The organism is Leifsonia psychrotolerans (assembly GCF_013410665.1).
GTDB lineage: Bacteria > Actinomycetota > Actinomycetes > Actinomycetales > Microbacteriaceae > Cryobacterium > Cryobacterium psychrotolerans_A.
In genome coordinates this window covers 1222944-1248309 of sequence record NZ_JACCFM010000001.1, presented here as the reverse complement: position 1 = coordinate 1248309, position 25366 = coordinate 1222944, and the positions used below count along the sequence as shown (strand labels likewise).

Annotated in this window: 18 protein-coding genes, 1 tRNA gene and 2 pseudogenes; 18 read left to right on the top strand and 3 right to left on the bottom strand. The window is 63.2% G+C overall.

The genetic code is table 11. The annotated features are described in order from the left end of the window. The first annotated feature begins 63 nt into the window (after positions 1-63). The 3 genes from HNR05_RS05845 (at position 64) to HNR05_RS05835 (ending at position 2503) form a co-directional block, all read left to right on the top strand. Positions 64-1302 carry a DNA polymerase IV gene (locus HNR05_RS05845; protein ID WP_179578167.1) on the top strand — a complete coding sequence of 413 codons (1239 nt, stop codon included), beginning with the start codon at positions 64-66 and terminating at the stop codon, positions 1300-1302. A gap of 4 nt (positions 1303-1306) precedes the next feature. Next, the gene (locus HNR05_RS05840) at positions 1307-1639 is read left to right on the top strand and encodes a spore germination protein GerW family protein (RefSeq protein ID WP_179578166.1); all 333 of its coding nucleotides are present in this window, start codon (positions 1307-1309) and stop codon (positions 1637-1639) included. A gap of 129 nt (positions 1640-1768) precedes the next feature. Further along, on the top strand, positions 1769-2503 hold the full coding sequence (locus tag HNR05_RS05835; protein WP_218868820.1) for an avidin-fold protein: 735 nt from the start codon (positions 1769-1771) through the stop codon (positions 2501-2503). 4 nt (positions 2504-2507) lie between these two features. On the opposite strand, the gene HNR05_RS05830 is transcribed toward HNR05_RS05835, so the two are convergent. Then, on the bottom strand, positions 2508-3095 hold the full coding sequence (locus HNR05_RS05830; protein WP_179578165.1) for an Lrp/AsnC family transcriptional regulator: 588 nt from the start codon (positions 3093-3095) through the stop codon (positions 2508-2510). A gap of 206 nt (positions 3096-3301) precedes the next feature. On the opposite strand from HNR05_RS05830, the gene HNR05_RS05825 reads away from it, so the two are divergent. From HNR05_RS05825 to HNR05_RS05805, 5 genes are read left to right on the top strand one after another with little or no spacing between them, the layout of a single operon-like run. Next, positions 3302-4879, top strand: coding sequence for an ABC transporter substrate-binding protein (locus HNR05_RS05825; protein ID WP_246318357.1), 1578 nt, complete (start codon positions 3302-3304; stop codon positions 4877-4879). A 23-nt stretch (positions 4880-4902) separates the two neighbouring features. Further along, a complete protein-coding gene (locus tag HNR05_RS05820) occupies positions 4903-5964 on the top strand; it encodes an ABC transporter permease subunit (protein WP_179578164.1) in 1062 nt (353 codons plus the stop codon). Next, a complete protein-coding gene (locus tag HNR05_RS05815; protein ID WP_179578163.1) occupies positions 5961-6809 on the top strand; it encodes an ABC transporter permease in 849 nt (282 codons plus the stop codon). The genes HNR05_RS05820 and HNR05_RS05815 overlap by 4 nt, the downstream gene beginning before the upstream one ends. Before the next feature lie 2 nt (positions 6810-6811). Further along, entirely contained in the window at positions 6812-7657 is an 846-nt protein-coding gene (locus HNR05_RS05810) for an ABC transporter ATP-binding protein (RefSeq protein ID WP_246318356.1), read from the top strand. Further along, entirely contained in the window at positions 7654-8496 is an 843-nt protein-coding gene (locus HNR05_RS05805) for an ABC transporter ATP-binding protein (RefSeq protein ID WP_179578162.1), read from the top strand. The genes HNR05_RS05810 and HNR05_RS05805 overlap by 4 nt, the downstream gene beginning before the upstream one ends. Positions 8497-8755: 259 nt before the next feature. Here the strand turns inward: HNR05_RS05805 and HNR05_RS05800 are convergent. After that, positions 8756-8841 (bottom strand) — tRNA-Leu (locus tag HNR05_RS05800). A 38-nt stretch (positions 8842-8879) separates the two neighbouring features. On the opposite strand from HNR05_RS05800, the gene HNR05_RS05795 reads away from it, so the two are divergent. Further along, entirely contained in the window at positions 8880-9485 is a 606-nt protein-coding gene (locus HNR05_RS05795) for a response regulator (protein ID WP_179578161.1), read from the top strand. Positions 9486-9598: 113 nt separating this feature from the next. On the opposite strand, the gene HNR05_RS05790 is transcribed toward HNR05_RS05795, so the two are convergent. Then, positions 9599-10024: a hotdog fold thioesterase gene (locus HNR05_RS05790; RefSeq protein WP_179578160.1), complete on the bottom strand. Its 426-nt coding sequence runs from the start codon at positions 10022-10024 to the stop codon at positions 9599-9601. Positions 10025-10106: 82 nt separating this feature from the next. On the opposite strand from HNR05_RS05790, the gene polA reads away from it, so the two are divergent. From polA to uvrC, 9 genes and pseudogenes are all read left to right on the top strand, one after another. Next, positions 10107-12749 (top strand): DNA polymerase I, encoded by a 2643-nt coding sequence (gene polA, locus HNR05_RS05785; RefSeq protein ID WP_218868819.1) that lies wholly within the window; start codon positions 10107-10109, stop codon positions 12747-12749. Between the two features lie 51 nt (positions 12750-12800). After that, positions 12801-14477, top strand: a complete 1677-nt coding sequence (locus tag HNR05_RS05780; RefSeq protein ID WP_179578158.1) for a DUF885 domain-containing protein — start codon at positions 12801-12803, stop codon at positions 14475-14477. A gap of 9 nt (positions 14478-14486) precedes the next feature. Beyond that, positions 14487-14969 (top strand): annotated as a pseudogene (locus HNR05_RS18050) (DUF4166 domain-containing protein); the annotation flags it as partial. After that, positions 14943-15928, top strand: a pseudogene (locus HNR05_RS18045) (epimerase). The pseudogenes HNR05_RS18050 and HNR05_RS18045, both read left to right, overlap by 27 nt. Before the next feature lie 118 nt (positions 15929-16046). Beyond that, positions 16047-17504 carry a 30S ribosomal protein S1 gene (rpsA, locus tag HNR05_RS05765; protein ID WP_179578157.1) on the top strand — a complete coding sequence of 486 codons (1458 nt, stop codon included), beginning with the start codon at positions 16047-16049 and terminating at the stop codon, positions 17502-17504. Between the two features lie 90 nt (positions 17505-17594). Continuing rightward, positions 17595-18224, top strand: coding sequence for a dephospho-CoA kinase (gene coaE / locus HNR05_RS05760; RefSeq protein WP_179578156.1), 630 nt, complete (start codon positions 17595-17597; stop codon positions 18222-18224). 9 nt (positions 18225-18233) lie between these two features. Next, entirely contained in the window at positions 18234-20312 is a 2079-nt protein-coding gene (gene uvrB, locus HNR05_RS05755) for an excinuclease ABC subunit UvrB (protein WP_179578155.1), read from the top strand. A gap of 112 nt (positions 20313-20424) precedes the next feature. After that, on the top strand, positions 20425-23301 hold the full coding sequence (uvrA, locus tag HNR05_RS05750; RefSeq protein WP_179578154.1) for an excinuclease ABC subunit UvrA: 2877 nt from the start codon (positions 20425-20427) through the stop codon (positions 23299-23301). Further along, positions 23301-25313, top strand: coding sequence for an excinuclease ABC subunit UvrC (uvrC, locus tag HNR05_RS05745; RefSeq protein WP_179578153.1), 2013 nt, complete (start codon positions 23301-23303; stop codon positions 25311-25313). The genes uvrA and uvrC overlap by 1 nt, the downstream gene beginning before the upstream one ends. Positions 25314-25366 lie beyond the last annotated feature (53 nt).

Sequence of the window (25366 nt, the reverse complement as noted above, 5' to 3'; positions counted from 1 at the left end):
CCTCGCCACGCCCCAAACATTCCGTCTTTTCGCCTTCACAGCGCTACCGGTTAGTGTCGCACCATGAGCAAACAGGACGGAAGAGGGCGGCAGATTTCCGCCCGCACCGTTGATGACAGCTCGGCCACGATTCTGCACATCGATCTTGATGCCTTCTTCGCCTCGGTCGAGTTGCTCGACCACCCCGAACTTGCGCACAAGCCGGTGGTCGTTGGCCATCGCTCCGGACGCTCTGTCGTCACCGCAGCCAACTATGTCGCCAGACGCTACGGGGTCAACTCGGCCATGCCGATGTCGATCGCACTGCGAAAATGCCCGGATGCCGTGGTGCTCGAGCCGCATTTCGAGCGCTACGCGGCCTACTCTCGCCAGGTAATGGCCATCTTCAATGACCTCACGCCACTGGTCGAACAGCTCGGAAGTGACGAGGCGTTCCTGGATGTCGCGGGCGCTCGACGCCTGCACGGTTCGCCTGCCACGATCGGCGGGCTGATCCGCCAACGGGTGCAGGCAGAGACCGGACTGACCTGTTCGGTGGGTGCGGCATCGACCAAGTTCATTGCCAAACTCGCCTCGGGGCGGGCGAAGCCCGATGGGCTGCTGGTCATTCCGGCCGACAAGGCGCTGAATTTCTTGCACCCGCTGCCCGTTGGCGCCATGTGGGGAGTTGGCGCCAGCACCGAGCAGGCTCTGACCCGGCTGGGCGTGCGCACGATCGGTGACATCGCCCACACGCCTCTCGCCGTTCTGACGTCCTCGCTCGGTGAGGTTTCCGGGCACAAGCTTTTCGAGCTGGCCTGGGCGCGAGACGCACGCACGGTGACCGTCGAACGCGAAGAGAAGAGCATCGGCCATGAGATGACCTTCGAATACGACGTGTCCGATCGTGCCGTCTTGCACAGTGAAATCCACCGGCTCAGCGACGAGGTGGGCAGTCGGCTGCGACGAGCGGGTCTGGTCGGGCGCACGGTCGTTCTGAAGCTTCGCTACCCCGATTTCAGCACGGTGACACGGTCACGCACACTTGCCGAACCCACCAATGTCGGCCGCCGCATTTATGAAGAGGCCACTGCAAGTTTCGACGCCCTCGCGACCCGCGGCATCCGTGTGCGCCTGATCGGTGTGCGGATGGAGCAACTCGGCGATGGTGCGGGAACCGCCCAAGGGCTCTGGGACCCCGACGAGGACTGGCGCGAGGCCGAGCTCGCCTTGGATTCGGTACGGGCCAAGTTCGGCCGCGGAATCGTGGGTCCGGCCTCACAACTGAAACCGAAGCGAGCGGATGGCGGTGGGGTAGCCTAGCCGCATGACCAATTTCGTTCTGAAAATCGCGGAAAGCATCGGCAGCATGGGCGTGAAGTCGGCGTACGGGGAACCAATCGACGTAGACGGAGTCACGATTGTGCCCGTCGCACTCGTGCAATTCGGTTTCGGCGGCGGGGAGGACAGCGAAGCTGAGGGTTCAGGACCGGTCGGCGGTGGCGGCGGTGGCATGGCCGTTCCCATCGGCGCCTACGTCACAGAGAACGGCAAGGCCAGGTTCGAGCCCAACCTGATCGCCCTGTTGACCGTCGGAATCCCGTTTGTCTGGGTGGCCGGCCACACACTCTCGCGCGTGATCCGTGCGCTCAAAAAGTAGTTAGACGTTTTGTCGGCAGAAACTCGATTATGCTCTCAACTTTCGAGTGAATCTCCATATTCACCGGATGTTCTGGACTGATTCAAGCGAATTTCTGTACAGAGTGTGGAGGGCCTCATACTCGAGGGCGTGACCACTGAACTGATTTCTGCGCCCATTCCCGCGTCAATCGACGGCCTGGAGTTCGTGATGACCTCCTCGACGGGGAGCGAGGTTGCCGACGCCCCGACGCGTTTTCGTTACCAGCAAGACGGGCAGATGGTCTGGGGTGCCTATCGGGGGGACACCGTGAACGTCGGGCGTTTCGTCGGGCGCAGGGATGGCGACCAGATTACGATCAGCTTTGCTCACCGTCTCACCGACAGCGACGAGATCGTGTTGGGGACGGCCTCAAGTGAGCTGCGGCGCACCGAAGAGGGCACGCTGCATCTCTTCGAGACGTTCGAGAAGAACGGCGAGCCGCAGACGAGCATCTGCATCGAGGCAGAGAGTACCGGCGGCTGGGATGCTGCACTTCCGGCGAGCGAAGGTTCCCCGTCGGTCAACGGGCTGGTTTTTGACCTGTCGACCACGACCGCGAGCGTCGTGGGGGAGACTCCGACCCGCTTCGAGTTCTTCGAAGCCGCTGGAATCACCTGGGGACGCTATTTCGGCGACACCGTGACGACGGGTCACGTTGCCGGGCGCTACCGGGACGGCGTGATTGACGAGTTCTTCGTTCACCACGTCGTGGCGAGTGACGCCACCCTGCTCGGCGAGAGCAGCACCCGCGTTCAGACGCGCGAAGACGGTCGCCTCGAACTCGTCGAAGACTTCGTTCTTGATGGCGTGCCCGGCTACAGTGTGTGCGTGCAGGTGAACTGAGCCGCTAACGCCCGAGGCTGGTCCGGCTCGGGTTCACCCGGGTAAACCGGGTCAGTCCGAGCGGGGCGACAGGTGGCATCCGCGGGGGAAGGTCGCTGGGCAGCAGGAACGGCCGATCGAAGATCTCATCGAGAACGAGCACGGTCTCAACCGACTTGACCTCGGGCAAGGACGCGAGCACGCCGATCACGAAGTCGTGAATCGCACCCACCTCGTCGCCGCGGATGAGCAGCATCACGTCGTGCTCACCCGTCGTGACGCGGCACGACTCGATGGCCGTCATCTGCTCGATGCGACTTCGGAACGAACTCCAGGTTTGTGGATGCACCGAAAGAAAGACCAGGGCGCAGATCCCGAGTCCTGCCTTGGCCGGATCGACGCGGGCGCTGAAGCCCGTGATGACGCCGTCGTCCATCATCTGTTCGACACGGGTGTAGACGTTCGCTCGAGACACGTTGATGCGTTCCGCCAGCGCAGCCATCGAAATACGGCCATTGTCTCTCAGTTCGGCCAAGATCTTGAGGTTGGTCTCATCGAGTGGCTGAGGTGATTGTCCAGGGGGCGGAGGAGTGCTGCTGGCTTTGCTAGACATAATGCTGCTTTTTCCGTTCGAACGAGACGCAATTTCTGTCGAATAAGGCTTTGATTGGACAGACTAGCGGCAACTGTGCAAATCTCAAGCAAAGCCGTCCAGAGGCAGAATGATCGGACGGTCAGGTTGGGCAGCCGCCAAGCGTGGCTTTTTCGCGAGCGATGCTGCTTGACCACAATCCCCAGTTCACGAGAAGGAGTTCCCCCTTGCGCAAGAACACCCGCTACGCCACCACGGCCCTCGGCCTGACTGTGGCGTTGGCCCTGACCGGCTGTGCAGCGTCAGCGCCCCGCGACGGCAATGCTGCCGCCCCCACCAGCGTCGTCATCGACACCGCCTTCACCCTTGAAACCGGCGACCCGGGCCGCAACTACGTCCCCACCGGCTACATGGTGTCGAAGGCCGTCTACGAAACTCTCCTCGACTTCGCCGGCTCCGACGAAAGCACCCCCGTTGCCGGACTCGCCAGCTACACCGCGAACGATGACGCCACCGAGTTCACCTTCACGCTCGACACCGACCGGGTGTTCTCGGACGGCACCCCGATCACCGCTGACGACGTCGTCTTCTCGCTCAACCGCGTGAAGGGCATGACCGAAAGCAAGGCCAACTTCCTGATGGAAGGCATCGAGGTCACGAAGGTCGACGATTCCACCGTCGTGCTGACAACGAAGACACCGTCGCTGAAACTGCCGGCGCTCATGACCAACCCGTCGCTGGCCATCGTCAACTCCGCGGTCGTCATCGAAAACGGTGGAACCACTGACAACTCCGACGCCGCAGAGAAGTTCCTCAACGGCACGTCCGCTGGTTCGGGCCCGTACATCATCGACTCGATTGACTTCGAGTCGCAGGTCGTGTTGACCGAGAACCCGAAGTACAACGGCGCAGAAACGCCCGACTTTACCCGCGTGGTCATCCGCAGTGTTTCCGAGAGTGCCACCCAGAAGATGAACCTCGAGGGTGGAGATTCGCAGGTCGCCATCGACCTGAGCGGCGACCAGGTTGCGGCGCTCGGCTCGAACATCTCCGTCACGTCGACTCCGTCGGCCCAGACGATCTTCCTGCTGCTCAACCAGAATCCGGCCGTCAGCCCGGTCACGTCGAAGCCCGAGTTCGCCTCCGCCGTGCGCTACGCACTCGACTACGACGCCCTGCTCGAACTCGCCGGTGCCGGCTCCGAGCAGGCGACCGGCGTCATCCCGCCGTCGTTCCTCGGCGCGCTCACCGATGGCGTCACGCAGGACCTGGCCGCCTCGAAGAAGGCCCTCGCGGCGTCCGGCTACGCCGGTGAGACCGTCACCCTCGAGTACCCGAACGATTACCCGGTCGGCGGCGTGAGCTTCACCCCGCTCGCCGAGCGCGTTCAGTCACAGCTTGCCGAGGCCGGAATCACGGTTGAGCTCGCTCCGGCGCCGTTCACCACCCAAATCGACGAGTACGTCAACGGCCGTGAAGCCTTCAGTATCTGGTTCTGGGGCCCTGACTACGCCGACTCGGCGAACTTCCTGCCGTTCGCCGCGGGCGCCAAGGTTGGCCTTCGCGCCGGCTGGACCGCAGAGCAGAACCCGGCCATCGTCGAGCTTGCCGCATCCGCTGAGAACGCGACGAGCATGGACCAGCGTGCCGGTGCGTTCAGCGCCTTCGCGCAGGGCCTGCAGGAACAGGGACCGTTCGTTCCGCTCATCGTACCGGGCTCGAACATCGCGACGGCCAAATACATTTCGGGTGTCTCGTACAACTCGACGTGGACGATGGACATCGCCGAACTGCACAACAAGTAGCACCAACCATTAAGGAATCCAGCGTGGGAAAAACCACCCGCGCGACCCGCACGTCCCCGGCCAGGTCTGTCCTGGCCGGGTACGTGCTTCGTCGCCTCGGAATGTCAGTCTTGCTCCTGTTCGGCGTCACACTCGTGACGTTCACTCTCGCGAATCTCGTTCCGGGCAACCCGATCGTGGCCGCACTCGGTGAGGGTGCCGCAAGCAACCCCGCCACCGTGGCCGCGTACATCGCCAAACACGGCCTCGATCAGCCCTTGCCGATGCAATACCTGACCTATCTCGGCAACCTGTTCCAGGGCAACATGGGCGTCTCCCTGCGTACCAGCCAGCCCGTTGCGACCGACCTGCAGAAGGCAATTCCTGCCACGGTCGAAGTGGCCATCGGAGCCATCATCGTGAGCCTCGCCCTGGGCGTGACGCTCGGTTCGATCGCCGCTTACCGCCGCGGCCGGATCAGCGACCAGCTCGTGCGCGTGCTGTCCCTCATCGGCTTGAGCATTCCGACGTTCTGGATGGCGCTGGTCAGCTTCAACTTCTTCTTCCTGCAACTGCGAATCGCCCCCGGCTCCGGCCGACTTTCCCCGATTCTCAGTCCGCCTCCGACCGTGACGGGTCTCTACACCGTCGACGCGCTTCTGGCCGGCCAATGGGTGACCTTCATGGACGCCCTGGCCCACCTGATGCTGCCGGTATTCGTGCTCTCACTCTTCACCATCGGGCTGCTGACTCGGTTCGTGCGCACCTCCGTGTTGGAGGTGCTCGACGCCGATTACGTCAGGGCCGGGCGGGCCAAGGGCCTCGGCGGCCCACGGATGCTCTTCGGCTACGTGCTGCGCGGGGCGTCACTGCCGATCCTCACCATCGTCGGTCTGGCCTTCGGCTCGCTACTGTCCGGCACCGTCCTGGTCGAGGCCGTCTTCGCCTGGCCGGGCCTCGGTAGTTATGCCTACAACTCGGCCACCAGCCTGGACCTGCCCGGAGTGATGGGTGTCGGCCTCGTCGTCGGCTTCATCTACCTGAGCATCAACTTCGCCGTCGACCTTCTCTACGGTGTTCTCGACCCGAGAGTGAGACTCGCATGAAGCGCCGGCTGATCCGCGTGCCGAAGGCCTGGGTGACGCCGCTCGGCGTGATCGGCTTCGTCGTCGCAGCATTCTGGGTGGTTGTCGCGTTCACCGCGCCACTCTTCGTTCCGTTCGACCCGTTGTCTCAGAAACTTCCACGCCTGCAGGCACCCGGCGTCGACACACTGATGGGCACGGATGCCCTGGGCCGCGACATCTTCTCCCGCCTGATGACCGGGGCCAGCGTTACCATTCCGCTCGCACTTCTGCTCGTCGTGATGTCGATGCTCGTGGGCACGCTGATTGGTGCCATTGCCGGCTACTTCGGCACCTGGGTCGACGAGGTGCTGATGCGCCTGACCGACCTGGTCATGGCGTTCCCCACGGTCATCCTCGCCATGGTTGTCGCTGCCGCTCTCGGCCCGTCGCTGTTCAACGCCGTCATCGCGGCCTTCGTCGTGTCGTGGCCGCAATACGCCCGGATGACGCGCAGCATCGTGCTCGGCTTGCGCACGCAGAACTATGTGATGGCCGGTCGGCTGCTGGGCTTCTCGCCCGGCAAGACGCTGCGGGTCGATATCGCCCCGAACGTCGTCGGTCCGATCCTCGTGCTCGCCAGCCTCGACATCGGTACGGCGATTCTGTTGCTCTCGGGGCTGTCGTTCCTCGGCCTCGGTGCGCAGCCGCCGACGCCGGAATGGGGCTCGATGATCTCGGCCGCCATGGCCAATTTCGACAGCTGGTGGATCGGCGTTTTCCCGGGACTGGCGATTCTGACGGTCGTGATGGCGTTCAACTTCTTGGGGGACTCCCTGCGTGACATTTTCGACCCGACGTCCCAGTTGAGCCGGACGGGAGCCTAACCATGACGATGACCACAACTGCCGCATCCGTGACGCCGAGACCCGTTGTGACGGTGCGTGATCTGACGATTGCAATCGGTGCGAAGAAGAGCCCCAAGCGCATCGTGACCGGAATCAGTTTTGATCTGGTTCCCGGACGCATTCAGGGGCTGGCCGGTGAGTCCGGCTCCGGCAAGACGGTTTCGTCGCTCGCGATTCTCGGCCTGCTGCCCGCGAACGCTCAGGTCGGCGGCTCGATTGAGCTCGACGGCACTGAGCTCGTCGGCATGAAGAACCGCGCGTTGAACACGATTCGCGGACGTCGCATCGCGATGATCTTCCAGGACCCGTCCTCAAGCCTGCACCCGCAAATCACTGTCGGGTCGCAGCTGACCGATCATGTGCGCCGCCACCTCAAGCTGAACAAGACGGATGCCCGGGCGCGCGCGATCGAGTTACTGACCCGGGTGCGGGTACCCAGCCCCCACGAGGCGCTGGGGCGGTATCCACACCAGTTCTCCGGCGGCCAGCGACAGCGCATCGCGATCGCCATCGCTCTGGCCTGTGACCCGGTCGTTCTGCTCGCCGACGAGCCCACCACGGCACTTGACGTGACTGTGCAAGCCGGCATCCTGCACCTCGTGAAGGATCTGGCCGTCGAACGTGACCTGGCCGTGCTGCTCGTCACCCACGACCTCGGCGTGATGAGCGCGATTGCCGACGATGTCGCGGTGATGCGGAACGGTGCGATTGTGGAATCAGGCTCCCGCGAGCAGATCTTCACCGACCCGCAGCATGCCTACACGCGCGAACTGCTCGATTCCTTGCCGGGCGCGCAGCGGACCGTCACGAAGGAGAACTCCCGATGAGCGCATTGCTGCAGGTCAGCGACCTTGTCGTCGAATACCACGGGGCACAGGTGGTGCGCGCTGTCGATGAGGTGTCGCTCTCCATCGAGCCCGGCGAGGTGCTCGCCCTGGTGGGAGAGAGTGGCTGCGGAAAGTCCAGCCTGGCTCGGGCCGTCGTCGGCATGGAGAAGCCGCGCTCGGGCAGTGTGAGGTATCGGGGCACCACGGTGCCGCTGCTCGGTGTTCGACGCCGCGAGAAGCGGTTCACCTCGATTCAGATGGTGTTTCAAGACCCGAACTCGTCGCTGAACCCCCGGGTCAAGGTCGGCCAACAGATTAGCGAAGGCATCACAACGGCGCTCGTCCGCGGCGAAGCCGGTTCGGTTCCCGAGGAGTGGCTGGAACGAGTCGGCCTGCCGACCTCGATGGTCGGTCGGTACCCGTACGAGCTGTCGGGCGGTCAACGTCAACGTGTCGCCATTGCCCGAGCGTTGGCAGCGCGGCCCGACGTGCTCGTTGCCGATGAGCCCATTTCGGCCCTGGATGCCTCGAGCCAGGCATCCGTGGCCGACATGATGCGCCGTCTGGCGCTCGACGCCGGGGCCGGCCTGCTGTTCATCTCGCATGACCTTGCGATCGTGCGCCTGATCGCCGACCGCACCGTTGTGATGTACCGCGGTCGGATTGTGGAGTCGGGTGTCTCAGAGCGCATCTGGAGTGACCCGATGCACCCGTACACGCGGGCTTTGCTGTCGGCGATCCCCGAACCGGACGGCCGAGGGGTTCTGCCGGCTGCACCCGCAGCCGAGGCTCCGCTGGAGTGGCGTAGCGCGCTGCCACACGCTCTCGACCGCGTCTAGGTGGCGGCCGCGCACGCCGTCGGTGATGCCGTCGTGCGCTGTCGCGACTCTGCAGATGTTGGTGCTCTCGGCGTCGAGCGGGCGCGTCGCGTGAGATGAACGGATGTGCAGCGCATCCACTCGGGGCGCTGGGCACACTGTCAGGATTTACTGTCGAGACGACAGCAGTCGTCCGGGTGCCCACGAAATCCATCATCCCGTCAGATCAAGAAAAGGCCTGACTCTCCAATGAATCATTGGGGAGTCAGGCCTTCATGTTTGGTGCCGGTGGTGGGACTTGAACCCACACGTCCTTTCGAACAAAGCATTTTGAGTGCTCCGCGTCTGCCATTCCGCCACACCGGCTCACAACACCTCGACAAGAATACCGTAGGCTTTTACCTGTGACTGACCAAGACGTAACCCCCACTCCTCCTCGCCGCGTCGTTGTGGCCGAAGATGAGTCCCTCATCCGCCTCGATATCGTCGAGATTCTCCGCGATAACGGCTTTGACGTTGTCGGCGAGGCCGGTGACGGTGAGACCGCGGTGGCCCTGGCGCGTGAGCTTCGTCCGGACCTCGTGATCATGGACGTCAAGATGCCGTTACTGGATGGCATCTCGGCCGCTGAGCGCCTCTCTAAGGAGCACATCGCTCCCGTCGTGCTACTCACCGCCTTCAGCCAGAAAGAGCTCGTCGAGCGCGCCAGTGAAGCCGGTGCCCTCGCCTACGTGGTGAAGCCGTTCACGCCGAACGACCTGTTGCCCGCCATCGAGATCGCGCTGTCGCGTTACAGCCAGATCATCACCCTCGAGGCCGAAGTCGCCGACCTGGTCGAGCGCTTCGAGACTCGCAAGCTCGTCGATCGCGCCAAGGGCCTGCTCAACGAGAAGATGGGCCTGACCGAGCCCGAAGCGTTCCGCTGGATTCAGAAGGCCTCGATGGACCGCCGTCTGACCATGCACGACGTCTCGCAGGCGATCATCGAACAGCTCTCCGCCAAGAAATAGCCGTTCGCGCAAATCTCTCACCGAAAGCCCGACCACGAGAACCCAAGCCAGGTCGGGCTTTCGTCGTCTCACGACCACGTCGTCTCACGCGTCCACCCGGCTGGGCCCAGTGACTACTTCTGCTGGGGCATGTCCCGAATGATGTTCGTCATGCGAATCGTGCAGCAGCGACGATCCTGATCGTCGGTGATTGCGATCTCGTGAGTCGTCAGCGTGCGACCCAGGTGAATCGGGGTGCAGACGCCCGTGACGAAACCCTGTGTCGCCGAACGCGAGTGCGTGGCATTGATCTCGATGCCAACGGCGAGTTTGCCTGCGCCGGCGAACAGAGTGGCTGCCATCGAACCGAGCGATTCGCCGAGCACAACAAATGCGCCGCCGTGCAGCAACCCGGCCGGCTGTGTGTTGCCGTCGACGGGCATCCGTGCCACGGAACGCTGAATCGAGAACTCGAGAAACTCCAGCCCCATCTTTTCGGCCAGCGCTCCGATGCCGAAGGTCTCGAGCATGCGGGCGGCGGCTGCGGTCTGATCGGTCATGGTCACCTTCGCTGGCTTGCCCGGCAGTGTCGGATGACGCTTGTAGGCTGGGTCTGTGTCGGACTCCGAAAAGCCTACCCTTATGATCATCGACGGCCACTCGCTGGCCTTCAGGGCGTTCTACGCCCTGCCCGTCGACAGCTTCCAAACCCGCGATGGGCAACATACCAATGCCATCCACGGGTTTCTGTCGATGCTTCTCAGTTTGCTGCGCAACGAGAAACCCACCCACATCGCCGTCGCCTTCGATATCTCCCGCTTCTCGTTCCGCACTCGTGAGTATCCCGAGTACAAGGGCACGCGTGGCGAGACGCCGTCGGAGTTCATCGGCCAGATTCCGTTGCTGCAAGACGCATTGGCCGCAATGAACATCACAACCATTACGAAAGAGGACTACGAGGCCGACGACATCCTCGCCACGCTCTCGGTGCGTGGCTCTGAGGCCGGCTACAACGTTCTGGTCGTCTCGGGCGACCGTGATGCCATTCAGCTCGTCAACGACGAGGTCACCCTGCTTTATCCGGCTAGCCAGGGCGTCTCGGCTCTCAAACGTTATGATCCGGATGCCGTGCGCGAACGTTACGGAATCGATCCGCATCAGTATCCCGATGTCGCCGCGCTCGTCGGCGAGACCAGCGACAACCTGATCGGTATCTCGAAGGTGGGGGAGAAGACCGCCGTCAAGTGGCTCGGCCTCTACGGCAGCCTCGACGGAATTCTCGAGCACGCCGACGAAATCACGGGCGTCGTCGGAAACAATCTGCGGGAGCAGAAAGAGAACGCCATCCGTAACCGGCGTCTCAACCGCCTGCTCACCGACCTCGACCTGCCGGTCGGCGTGACCGATCTTGAGCGCAAACCGATCGACGAGCAGGCCGTCCGCGACATGTTCGAACGGCTCGAGTTCAAGAGCCTGCTCGACCGCGTGCTCAAGCTCGAGGGTGGTGGCGGCCCGGCCACGGCCGCCGCCGTCGCGGCGGTCGTCGAGAAGGCCGTTCCCGTTGCACCCCGAGCACAGGATCTTCTCGACGAAGAACTTCGAGCGTGGATCGCGCGCGCTGTAGCCGCAACCCCGCACGGCCTCGGCGTCACAGTCGAGGTGCAGGAGGGCCGTGTGATCGGCTTCGGCCTCGCGAGTCTGACCGAGACGGTCAACCTGCCGTGGCAGGCCGGGCGCAGCGACTACCTGCCGCTCGAAGAGTGGCTGGCAAGCCCGCTGCCCAAAATTCTGCACGATGCCAAACCGCAGCTCAAGGCGCTCGTGCGCAGCGGCTTGGCCTTCGACGGACTCGCCACCGATACGCTCGTTGCCGGCTGGCTGCTGCGCCCGGGCGGGCCCGACAAGACCCTCGCCGACCTCGTCACCCGCTACCTCGACGAGACGCTGCCCACGCACGATCCCAACCAGCTCATGCCTGACGACTCGGCCGGCGTTCCCGTGCAGGCCTGGTATGCGCTGCGCGTGGCCCCCGCGATTCTTGATGCCCTCGACACCGGCTCCCGCCGAGTGAACACCGAGATCGAGATGCCGACGCTGCTCACCCTGGTCGACATGGAGCTCGCCGGTGTGGCCGTGTCGCATCCAGAACTCGCCGAGCTCTCGGCCCAACTGGCCGACACCGCGGCGACCCTGGCCGCCACCGCTTACGGCGAGATCGGCCGTGAGGTGAACCTCGGCTCGCCCAAGCAGTTGCAAGAGGTGCTCTTCGACCAGCTCGGCATGCCCAAGACCCGGGCGAACAAGACGGGCTTCTCAACGGATGCCGGTGCTCTCGCCGATCTCCAGGCCAGCAACCCGCATCCGTTCCTGGGTCTGCTTTTGCAACACCGTGACGCCACAAAGCTGCGCCAGATCGTCGAGACCCTCGACAAGGCCATCGACGAGACGGGTCGCATCCACACCAACTACGTGCAGATCGGCACGGCAACGGGCCGCATCTCGTCGAATGACCCGAACCTGCAGAACATTCCGGTGCGCACGCCTGAGGGTCGGCGTATCCGCGCGGCGTTCCATGCCGGCGAGGGCAGTGAGAGTCTGCTCACCGCCGACTACTCGCAAATCGAAATGCGCATCATGGCGCATCTGTCAGAAGACGCCGGTTTGATCGAAGCATTCAACGCCGGTGAAGACCTGCACCGGTTCGTGGGCGCGCGCATTTTCGGTGTCGCTCCCGAAGACGTCTCCGGCGAGATGCGCTCGAAGGTGAAGGCCATGTCCTACGGCCTCGCCTACGGGCTGAGCGCCTTCGGCCTGTCGAAGCAGCTGCGCATCGAGACCAAAGAAGCCAAGAAGCTGATGACCGATTACTTCGAGCGTTTCGGTGCCGTGCGCGATTATCTGCGTCACGTGGTCGAGCAGGCCAAGGTCGACGGCTACACCGAGACGATCTTCGGCCGTCGCCGACCGTTCCCCGAGTTGCACAGCCCGAACCGCGTGCTGCGCGACAACGCCGAACGTGCCGCGCTCAACGCACCCATCCAGGGTTCCGCGGCCGACATCATGAAGCTGGCCATGAACTCGATCGCCGTCGACCTGAAGGCACGCGACCTTGCGTCGACCATGCTGCTTCAGGTGCATGACGAATTGATCTTCGAGGTGGCACCCGGAGAGTGGGACGTGGTGAAAGATATCGTCACGCATCGGATGCAGACGGCGGCCGAACTGCTCGTTCCGCTCGATGTGCAGGTCGGCCGTGGAGACAACTGGGACTCGGCCGGGCACTGATTCGCCCGAATCGATCGCCGGGGTGTCGTCGGCCTGTTCTAGGCTGAAGGCATGACGAATGAAGCTGCGCGCACCCCGACTCCGATCGATCAGATTGCGGAAGACTGGGTCGACACTCTTGTCGACCTCGACCCGACCATCGGCACTTACATCGGGCGCACCGAGGTCAACGGCCGGCTTGCCGACTACTCGCCGGCCGGCCACGAACGTTCGGTTGCAGAAATCAGCAGGACGATCGCGCGACTCGACGCGGCGGTACCCGTCGACGACGTCGATGTGGTGACGCAGACCGACCTGCGCAGTTCTCTTGCGCTCGAACTCGAAAGCGCCGCGGCGAACCTGCAGCTGCGCGATCTGAACGTCATCGCGTCGCCGCCCCAAGGCATCCGCGATGCGTTCGATCTCATGCCGACGGGCACGATCGACGACTGGGAGACGATCTCTTCGCGCCTCGGCGCCGTTCCCGCGGCCATCGACGGCTACATCGAAACCTTGCGGCTCGGCATCGAACGCGGCGTCACCCCTGCCAAGCGTCAGGTGCGCGAGGTGGTCGAGCAGGCCAAGCGCATTGCGGCCCGTGACGGCTTCTTCACCGGGTTCACGGAGGGTGCGCGTCCGGAGTCCGGCACCATTCCCGATTCACTTGCCACCGACCTGCAGGCCGGCGCCCGCGGTTCGGCTGAGGCGTATGCAAAACTCGCCGGGTTCTTGAGCGACGAGCTCGAGCCGGTCGCCACCGCGAAAGACGCCGTCGGCCGCGAGCACTACGCCCTCGCCTCGCGCCAGTTCCTCGGTGCGACAATCGACCTCGACGAGACCTACGAGTGGGGCATCGAAGAGCTCGCCCGCATGGTCGAAGAGCAAGAGAGCATCGCTCATCAGATCAAGCCGGGTGCTACTGTGCTCGAGGCGATCGAGCTGCTCGATGCCGACCCGTCCCGCAAGCTGTACGGCACCGAAGCCCTTCAGAAATGGATGCAAGAGACCAGCGACCGCGCCGTCGCCGAGCTCTCGGCCAGCCAGTTCGACATTCCCGACGAAATCAAGCGTCTCGAGTGCATGATCGCGCCCACGCAAGAGGGCGGCATCTACTACACCGGCCCCACCGACGATTTCTCCCGCGCGGGTCGCATGTGGTGGTCTGTGCCGCAGGGCGTCACCGAGTTCGACACCTGGCGTGAACTCACGACCGTTTACCATGAGGGTGTTCCGGGCCACCACTTGCAGATCGGTCAGGCCGTCTACAACCGGGCAACACTCAACACCTGGCGCCGCCAGCTGGCCGGTACCTCCGGCCACGCGGAAGGCTGGGCGCTCTACGCCGAGCGTCTGATGGAACAGCTGGGCTACCTTGACGACCCGGCCGACCGACTCGGCATGCTCGACGGACAGCGGATGCGCGCTGCCCGCGTCGTTCTCGACATCGGTGTTCACCTCGAGAAGCAGCTGCCCGACGGCTCCGGCCCGTGGACGGGCGAGTACGCCTTCGAGTTCCTGGGCCAGAACGTGAACATGAACGACGGCTTCGTGAAGTTCGAGGTGAACCGCTACCTCGGCTGGCCGGGCCAAGCCCCGTCATACAAGGTCGGCCAGCGCATCTGGGAGCAGCTGCGCGACGCCTGCCACGAGCGCGAAGGCGCATCCTTCTCGATCAAGGACTTCCACAAACGGGCCCTCGACCTCGGCGGTGTCGGCCTCGACACCCTGCGCTCGACACTGCTGAAGTAGCTCGCACGCGTGTCGGGGAGTCCAGTTCTTTCGCCGTACGAGACAGCGTGGGGCGGGCTCCCCGACACGTTGCATCCGCGATTGCGCCGCTATTTCGGCGCGATCCCGGCGGGCCGGCACGGCTTCGTAACCGGTGTCTTCGAACGGGTCGGAACTCCCCGGCGCTGGCTGTGGCCGTTGCTGACGCTGCTCGGGCGACCGGACGTCATCTTCCCGGGCTGGCATGAGAACGTGCCGTTCACGGTGGTGAACCGTCCGGACGCGTCTGCCGTGCTGGCGGAGCGCACGTTTCACTTCCCCGACGGCGACCGCACCATGGTCGACGCCATCACGGCGGAGGCGACATCGCCGAAATCCGGAGGGCTCGTCGACTATCTCGGCTCCGGGCGCCGCCTGCGTGCGAGCCTGCGGGCATCCGTTTCACAGGGTGCATTGCATCTCACGTCGACCGGGGTCGGCGTACGGATTGGGCGCCGGTGGCTGAATCTGCCGCCGAGACTGTCTTTCATCGGCGGTTACCTCGCCCGGGCCTATCGCGCGGAGGGCGCCGAGGTCTCTCTGATCGGTCGGCAGGGCCCCGACGCGGGTTGGGGCGACACGGCCGGAATCGCCACGTTGCTTGAGGGGGCCGACCTGCTGGTCAACCTCGCCGGGAAGAGCGTGAATTGTCGGTACACGACGGCGAACCGGGTAGAGATCCTGCGTTCGCGGGTCGAGACGACCCGCGAGCTTGCCGATGCGATTCAGGCGTGCACCGTGCCCCCGCGCCTCTGGGTGAATTCGTCGACGGCCACGATCTACCGTCACTCCGAGGATCGGCCGATGACCGAGACCGAAGGAGAGATCGGAACCGGCTTCTCGGTCGGTATCGCCACGGCGTGGGAAGACGCATTCTTCGAGGTCGAGCTGTCGAAGACGCGCAGGGTCGCGCTGCGGATGGCCATCGTGCTCGGCGACGGCAGCGCCCTCGTGCCGCTGATTCGGCTCGCCCAGTTCGGTCTTGGTGGGCCCCAACTCGACGGGGCCTGGTTCGGAACTGCCGCCGGGCGACGTGCCGGCACGTTCCACGAACGCCGCGGGGGAGGCGGTCGACAGAAGTTCAGCTGGATACACTTCGATGACGTGCTCGGCATCATCCGGCACCTCAGCAGAATGAGCGGCTCGACGGCGTCATCAATGCCGCGTCCCCCAATCCGAGCGACAATCGCACGATGATGGCGTCACTTCGTCGGGCGGTGGGTGCGTCATTCGGGCTTCCGATGCCACGCTGGATGCTCGAAATCGGCTCGGTGGCGATCCGCACTGAAACCGAGTTGGTGCTGAAAAGCCGCTGGGTTCTTCCCGACCGGGTCCTGCGTGACGGCTACATCTTCGCCCACCCCGATCTGGAACCGGCGCTGGTCGACATCGTGCATACCCGAAACTTGCCGAATACGCCAGTCAGTAGCTAAGATTGAACGTCACGTTCGTGACGACTCTCACTGCCTCGCGCGGAGAATTCTGAATCTCAAACCCTGATCTTCAGACTGCGTCTGGCCCGATATATGTCCATACTGGAGCAACTACTATATGACAATCGCAACGACCGACAGGGCACCCAAGCAGGTCGCCATCAACGACATCGGATCTGCTGAAGACTTTCTTGCCGCGGTCGAAAAGACGCTGAAATTCTTCAACGATGGAGACCTCATTGAGGGAACCGTCGTGAAGATCGACCGCGACGAGGTTCTCCTCGACGTGGGTTACAAGACCGAGGGTGTCATTCCCTCCCGCGAACTTTCCATCAAGCACGACGTTGACCCTTCCGAGGTTGTCAAGGTCGGCGACCTGGTCGAGGCCCTCGTTCTTCAGAAAGAAGACAAAGAAGGCCGCCTCATCCTGTCGAAGAAGCGTGCTCAGTACGAGCGTGCCTGGGGCGACGTTGAGAAGATCAAGGATGAAGACGGTGTTGTCACCGGCTCGGTCATCGAGGTTGTCAAGGGTGGCCTCATCGTGGACATCGGTCTCCGTGGCTTCCTTCCCGCATCGCTCATCGAGCTGCGTCGCGTTCGCGACCTGACCCCGTACCTGGGCCAGGAAATCGAAGCGAAGATCCTCGAACTCGACAAGAACCGCAACAACGTTGTTCTGTCGCGTCGTGCGCTGCTCGAGCAGACCCAGTCTGAGAGCCGTACCACCTTCCTCAACAACCTCCAGAAGGGACAGGTCCGTAAGGGCGTCGTCTCGTCGATCGTCAACTTCGGTGCGTTCGTCGACCTGGGTGGCGTTGACGGTCTGGTTCACGTCTCCGAACTCAGCTGGAAGCACATCGAGCACGCCAGCGAGGTCGTTGAGGTTGGTCAGGAAGTCACCGTCGAGATCCTCGAGGTTGACCTGGACCGCGAGCGCGTGTCGCTCTCGCTCAAGGCAACGCAGGAAGACCCGTGGCAGGTCTTCGCCCGCACCCACGCCATTGGCCAGGTTGCACCGGGTAAGGTCACCAAGCTCGTTCCGTTCGGTGCGTTCGTTCGCGTTGCCGAGGGCATCGAGGGCCTGGTTCACATCTCCGAGCTGAGCGGCAAGCACGTCGAACTGGCCGAGCAGGTTGTTTCGGTTGGCGACGAGGTCTTCGTCAAGGTCATCGACATCGACCTCGAGCGTCGCCGCATCTCGCTGAGCCTCAAGCAGGCCAACGAGGGTGTCGACCCCGAGGGCACCGAGTTCGACCCGGCCCTCTACGGCATGCTCACCGAGTACGACGACCAGGGCAACTACAAGTACCCTGAAGGCTTCGACCCGGAGACCAACGAGTGGCGCGAAGGCTTCGAGACCCAGCGTGAGAAGTGGGAGCAGGACTACGCTGCAGCCCAGGCTCGCTGGGAAGCTCACAAGAAGCAGGTTGCTTCGGCAAACGACGAGGTCATCGCTGTCGGCGATGTCGCATCGGCTGCTGGCTCCTCCTTCTCGAGCGAGGCTGCCGGCGCCGGCACCCTGGCCGACGACGAGGCCCTGGCTGCACTGCGCGAGAAGCTTTCGGGCGGCAACTAGTAACACTCCGCAGTTCTTCTGAATTGCAGCGCATGAGGCCGGTCCCTTCGGGGGCCGGCCTTGTGCGTTAACCCCGGCTAGAGTTTCACTGTGTATGTGATTGGACTCACCGGCGGGATCGCAGCGGGCAAGAGCACGGTGGCACGGCGTCTCGTCGAGCATGGAGTCACGCATATCGACGCCGACCAGCTCGCCCGCATCGTCGTCGCACCGGGCACGCCGGGCCTGCAAAGCATTCGCGAGACGTTCGGCGCAGGAATGTTGAACTCCGATGGCAGCCTGAACCGGGCGGCGCTTGGCGCACTCGTCTTCGCGGATGGCGCCGCGCGCGCTCAACTCAATGACATCGTGCACCCGGCCGTGCGTGTGCTTTCCGACGCACTCCTCGAGGCTGCCGACGCCGCCGATCCGGAGGCTATCGTCGTCTACGACGTGCCCTTGCTCGTCGAAGCCGCGGTCGGGCATCCATTCGACGTCGTCGTCGTGGCCCATGCCCCAGTAGAAACCCGTATCGCTCGAATGGTCGAACTGCGCGGCATGAGCGAAGCGGATGCCGCGGGCCGCATCGCCGCACAGGCCAGCGATGCCGATCGGCTCGCGATCGCCGACGTCGTGATTGACACCGACGGCACACTCCAGCACACCCTCTCACAGGTCGATGCACTGTTCGAGCGTGTGAGCGCGGCGTCCGCTCAGTCAACTGTCGGTGGTGCTCCCTAAACTGGAGTCATGGAACCCACGCGCTCCGTTCACCCCTTCGAAGTCATCAGCGAGTACACCCCGAGCGGTGACCAGCCCGGAGCTATCGCCGACCTCGCCGCCCGTATCACCGCGGGCGAGACCGACGTCGTGCTGCTGGGCGCCACGGGAACGGGTAAATCGGCGACGACGGCCTGGCTGATCGAGCAGGTACAGCGTCCCACGCTCGTACTCGCCCACAACAAGACGCTCGCGGCGCAGCTGGCCACTGAGTTCCGTGAACTGATGCCGAACAACGCTGTCGAGTACTTTGTGTCGTATTACGACTACTACCAGCCCGAGGCGTACGTGCCGCAGACCGACACGTTCATCGAGAAAGACTCCTCGATCAACCAAGAGGTCGAGCGCCTCCGCCACTCCACCACCAATTCGCTGCTCAGTCGTCGTGACGTGATCGTGGTTTCGACAGTGTCCTGCATCTATGGGCTCGGCACTCCAGAGGGGTACCTCGAAGCGATGATTGCGTTGCAGGTGGGCCAAAAGGTCAACCGGGACTGGCTGGTTCGCAAATTCGTCTCGATGCAATATCAGCGCAACGACGTCGACTTCTCCCGGGGCAACTTTCGGGTGCGTGGCGACACGATCGAGATCATCCCGATGTACGAAGAGCTCGCGATTCGCATCGAGATGTTCGGCGACGAGATCGAGGCGCTCTACAGCCTGCACCCGCTCACCGGCGACATCGTCAAGAAGCTCGACGCGGTATCGGTCTTTCCCGGTTCGCACTACGTGGCGAGCGACGATGTCATGCGGCGCGCGATTGGCACCATCACAGAAGAGCTTACCGAGCGGCTCGAACAGCTGGAGCGCGAAGGCAAACTGCTGGAGGCTCAGCGGCTGCGGATGCGCACCATGTTCGACCTCGAGATGATGGAGCAGATCGGCTTCTGCTCGGGTATCGAAAACTATTCGCGGCACATCGACGCCCGCAAGCCCGGCGAGGCGCCGCACTGTCTACTCGACTATTTTCCCGATGACTTCCTCGTCGTGATCGATGAGTCGCACGTCACGGTGCCGCAGATCGGCGCCATGTATGAGGGCGACTCCTCCCGCAAGCGCACCCTCGTCGATCACGGCTTTCGGCTGCCGAGCGCCCTTGACAACAGGCCGCTCAAATTCGGTGAGTTCAAGAACCGTGTCGGCCAGACGGTGTATCTGTCGGCCACACCGGGCAAATACGAAATGGGAATCGCCGACGGCATCGTCGAACAGATCATTCGGCCGACCGGTCTCATTGACCCTGAGGTGATCATCAAGCCCAGCGAGGGCCAGATCGACGATCTTCTCGAAGAAATTCGAGCTAGGGCCGAGCGAGACGAACGAGTGCTCGTCACCACGCTCACCAAGAAGATGGCCGAAGAGCTCACCGACTACTTCACCGAGGCCGGAGTGCGGGTGCGCTATTTGCACTCCGACGTTGATACGCTGCGTCGCGTCGAGCTGCTCTCCGAGCTGCGGGCCGGTATCTACGACGTGCTGGTGGGCATCAACCTGCTGCGAGAAGGCCTTGACCTGCCCGAGGTCTCGCTCGTCGCCATTCTCGACGCCGACAAAGAGGGCTTCCTGCGCTCGTCGACGTCACTCATTCAGACCATTGGGCGCGCCGCCCGCAATGTGTCAGGCCAGGTCCACATGTACGCTGACCGTATTACGCCGTCGATGGCACAGGCAATTGAAGAGACCAACCGCCGGCGCGAGAAGCAGGTCGCCTACAACACGCTGCACGGCATCGATCCGACGCCGCTCCGCAAGCGCATCGCCGACATCACCGACATCCTGGCACGTGAAGAGGCCGATACCGCGGCACTTTTGGCCGGGCGCGACAAGCGAGGCGGCAAGGGAAGCAAATCTCCGACTCCGAATCTGCGCCGGGTTGGCCTCGCGGCAAACGGGGCCAACGATCTCGAGTCGATCATCGCAGACCTCAACGGGCAGATGCTTCAGGCCGCCGGCGAACTCAAGTTTGAACTCGCGGGTCGCCTGCGCGATGAGGTTGCGGAACTGAAACGCGAGCTGCGCCAGATGGAAAAGGCTGGACATCTCGGCTAAGCAGCCGCACGAGCGACGCACATCGCTCCAATCAGTGAATGTCGAACATATGTTCGCTCAGAGCGGATGCCGGTCAGGCTGTTTCCAAGGCTGGACTGCATAGAATCAACGGGTGTCTATTTCCAAAGTAGCCGGCTCAAAGCTCAGTGTCCGCGGCGCACGTGTGCACAATCTCCATAATGTCGATTTGGAGATCCCGCGTGACTCTCTTGTCGTCTTCACGGGCCTGTCCGGCTCGGGAAAGTCGTCGTTGGCATTCGATACGATTTTTGCCGAGGGGCAGCGACGCTACGTCGAATCTCTGTCGGCCTATGCTCGGCAGTTCCTCGGCCAGGTCGATCGTCCCGACGTCGACTTCATCGAGGGCCTGAGCCCAGCGGTCTCAATTGATCAGAAGTCGACCAACCGTAACCCCCGATCGACGGTCGGCACGATCACCGAGATTTACGACTACATGCGTCTGTTGTGGGCGCGCATCGGTGTTCCGCACTGTGCTGTCTGCGGAGAGATCATCCAGTCGCAGACCGTTCAGCAGATCGCCGACCAGATGATGGAGCTCGAAGCCGGGACTCGATACCAAATTCTGAGCCCTGTCGTGTCGCAGAAGAAAGGCGAGTTCGTCGATCTGTTCAGCGAACTTGCCGCTGGAGGATACTCTCGCGCCGTCGTCGACGGCGAACAGATCCAGCTGAGCGAGCCGCCCACGCTGAAGAAGCAGCAGAAACACGACATCTCGGTCATCGTTGACCGGCTCGTGGCCGCTCCCGAGCTTCTCAGCCGCCTCACCGACTCGCTCGAGACCGCACTCAAACTCACCGACGGTGTCGTTCAGATCAACTACGTCGACCGCGACGGCGACGAGGCCTGGCAGAGCTACTCCGAGAAGCTGTCCTGTCCGAACAACCACCCGGTACAGCTCACCGAAATCGAGCCGCGCACGTTCTCGTTCAACGCACCGTTCGGCGCCTGCCCCGAGTGCTCGGGACTCGGTACTCGCATGTCGGTTGACCAAGATCTGCTGCTCGGCGACCCGACCCTCAGCATTGCCGAGGGCGTCGTGCTGCCTTGGACGACTCAGGGCAAGGGGCTGTTTCAGTACTACGAGAAGCTGCTCGACGGACTTGCCCGCGACCTGAAATTCTCACTCGACACTCCCTGGAAGAAGCTGCCCAGCGACGTGCAGAACGCTGTTCTGCGTGGCGACAACTTCGAGGTGAAGGTCAAGTGGAAAAACCGCTATGGCCGTGAGATGAGTTACACCTCAGGCTTTGAGGGTGTTGTTCCATACATCGAACGGCAGTACCTGCAGGCCGAGACCGACACCCAGCGCCAGCGTTGGGCCGAGTATCTCCGCGAGGTCAACTGCCCGGTCTGTGACGGAACCCGGCTGAAGCCCGAGGTGCTCGCGGTCAAGATCCACGCGTCAAGCATCGCGGATGTCTGTGAGCTGAGTCTCACCGATGCCCGTGCGTTCATGGACACGCTCGAACTCACCGAGCGGGAACAGGCCATTGCCGCACAGGTGCTCCGTGAGATCAAGGTGCGCCTCGACTTCCTGGTGCGGGTCGGCCTCAACTACTTGAACTTGGCACGCGCCGCCGCGACACTGTCGGGTGGCGAAGCGCAGCGCATCCGTCTGGCCACTCAGATCGGTTCCGGGCTCACCGGCGTTCTCTATGTGCTCGACGAGCCGAGCATCGGTCTGCACCAGCGCGACAATCGCCGACTGATTGAGACCCTGGTGGCGTTGCGCGATCTCGGTAACACGCTCATCGTCGTCGAGCACGACGAAGACACCATTCGCACGGCCGACTGGATAGTCGACATCGGACCCGGCGCCGGCGTGAACGGCGGACACGTCGTGCACTCAGGGTCCTACGACGACCTCCTGTTGAATACACAGTCGCTCACGAGCGACTATCTTGCCGGGCGCAAGTCGATCGCGACGCCCACGACACGCAGGCCGCTCGACCCCGAGCGCGAGATCGTGGTCACGGGCGCCGCAGCGAACAACCTCAAGAAGGTCAACGTGAGCTTCCCGCTCGGCACCTTCACGGCCGTCACCGGCGTGAGCGGATCTGGTAAGTCCTCACTCGTGAATGACATCCTCTACCGGGTGCTCGCAAACCGTTTGAACGGTGCACGCAAACTTCCCGGCAAGCACACCCGGGTGACCGGCCTCGACCATCTCGACAAAGTCATTCATGTCGATCAGGCACCCATCGGGCGTACCCCGCGCTCAAACCCGGCTACCTACACGGGTGTCTTCGACCGTATCCGCAACCTGTTCTCGGAAACCATTGAGGCCAAGGCACGGGGCTACCTGCCGGGCCGGTTCAGCTTCAACGTCAAGGGTGGGCGCTGTGAGGCCTGCTCGGGTGATGGCACGTTGAAGATCGAGATGAACTTCTTGCCGGATGTCTATGTGGCCTGTGAGGTCTGCCAGGGCGCTCGGTACAACCGCGACACCCTGACCATCCACTACAAGGGCAAGAACATCGCCGAGGTTCTCGATATGCCCATCAGCGAGGCGGCCGAGTTCTTCGAGCCGATCTCGGCGATTCACCGCTACCTGAAAACGTTGGTTGAGGTGGGTCTGGGCTACGTGCGCCTGGGGCAGAGCGCAACGACGCTGTCGGGCGGCGAAGCGCAGCGGGTGAAGCTCGCGACTGAACTGCAGCGTCGTTCGAACGGACGCAGCGTCTATGTGCTCGACGAACCCACAACGGGTCTGCACTTCGAAGACGTGCGTAAGCTCCTCCTCGTGCTGAACAGCCTCGTCGACAAGGGCAACACGGTGATTGTGATCGAGCACAACCTCGATGTGATCAAGTCGGCGGACTGGGTGATCGACCTGGGACCCGAGGGCGGCTCCGGGGGAGGGCGCGTGCTCGCCACGGGTACGCCGGAACATATCGCCACGGTCAAGAAGAGCCACACGGGCACATTCCTCAAGGAAGTGCTGGCCGCTGACCATTCCGTGACGTAATGGCAGATGCGCTGAGCTACCGTCCGAAGACGGGGGAGATCCCCACCGACCCCGGGGTGTATCGGTTCCGCGACGACACCGGTCGGGTGCTCTACGTCGGCAAGGCCAAGAACCTGCGTGCGCGGTTGAGTAACTACTTCGCACCGCTGACCAGCCTGCACGAGCGCACACGCCGCATGGTGACCACGGCGCGCAGCGTCGAATGGACCGTCGTCGGCACCGAGGTCGAGGCATTGCAGCTCGAGTGGACCTGGATCAACGAGTTCGACCCGCCGTTCAACGTGCAGTTCAAGGACGACAAGTCCTACCCCTACCTGGCGGTGACCCTGGCCGAGGAGGCACCGCGCGTGCTCGTGACGCGCACCACTGGCATGAAGGGCGCTCGCTATTTCGGACCTTACCCGAAGGTCTGGGCCGTATATGAAACGATTGACCTGATGCTCAAAGCGTTTCCGATTCGCACCTGTAACCCAGCCAACTACAAGCGAGCGATGACGAGCGGCAAACCATGTTTTGCGAGCCAGATCGGGCGGTGCTTCGGTCCGTGCTCGCAGAAGGTCACGTTCGACGAGCACCGGGCCGTCGTCAACGAGTTCGTCAGCTTCATGGGCAGCCAGGACCGCAAACTGATCAACACGCTCACCGCTGAAATGAAAGTGGCGGCAGCCGAGCAGAACTATGAACTCGCCGCGAAGCGGCGGGATCAGGCGATGGCGCTCGAAGCCGTGCTCGAGAAGAGCGCCGTGGTGCTGCGTGACTCGGTTGACATCGACCTGTTCGGCATCGAGCAGGACGAATTGGCGGCTGCCGTGCAGCAGTTCATCGTGCGCGGCGGGCGCATCCGTGGAGTGCGCGGGTGGATGGTAGACAAAGAACTCGATGTGTCGACCGGCGAACTGATCGACTCGATTATGCAAACCGTGTACTCCGCCGACAATCCGCCGCCACGCGAGATCGTGGTGCCGGAGCTGCCCGATGATGCTGAGGCTCTTGATGCTTGGCTCGCGCAGATGGCGGGGCGCAAGGTGAAGCTTGTCGCCGCCCAGCGCGGAGAAAAGGCGGCGCTGTTGGCGACGGCCACTCAGAACGCGAAGCAATCGCTCCTGCTCTATAAGTCGCGCCGCAGCTCCGATTTTGTGGCACGCTCGAAGGCGCTGGAAGACATCCAAGAGGCCTTGGAGATGCCCGACGCCCCGCTGCGCATGGAATGCTATGACGTCTCCCACCTTGGCGGCACCAACATCGTTGCCTCAATGGTCGTCTTCGAAGACGGCTTGCCGCGCAAAGATGAGTACCGTCGCTTCAACATCCCAGAGTCCACCGACGACACCGACTCTCTCTACCGCGTACTTACCCGCAGGCTGGCGTACCTGAAGCCCGAGGAGGGTGAGCTGGGCGCCGCTCAGACGGACGCCGCCGCTCAGACGGATGCCGTCGCTCGTGACGGTGCCCAGATGAGGATCACCGAGATCAACCGAGACGGCTCCGCGGCCGGTGAAGGAGGCGTCGAGACGGCGGCAACAGAGGCGGAAGTCGCAGCGCAGGTCGATGACGATGCCGCCAAGCGTCGCAAGAAGTTCAGCTACCGGCCGAACCTGCTCATCGTCGACGGCGGCCAACCTCAGGTCGCGGCGGCGGCGCGTGCTCTGGCCGAGTCCGGGGTCACCGGCATCGTTCTGTGTGGTATCGCCAAGCGACTCGAAGAGATCTGGCTGCCGGACTCCGACTATCCGGTGATCTTACCGCGCAACAGTGACGCACTGTTTCTGATCCAACGCATTCGTGACGAAGCACACCGTTTCGCCATTACGCACCAACGCACGCGGCGCAAGCGCGACATCTCGTCGATTCTGGGCGAGATTCCGGGCCTGGGGCCGGCGCGAGTGAAGCTGTTATTGCGTCACTTCGGCTCCGTCGCTCGTCTACGCGAGGCCTCGGTTGAGCAAATTGGCGACGTTCACGGACTGGGCGATGTGCTCGCGGCCACGATTTACCAGCATTTGCGAGCCTGAACAGGCGCGCAATCGGTAGGCTGAGAGCACAGACTCCCCTCGAACGAAGGCGC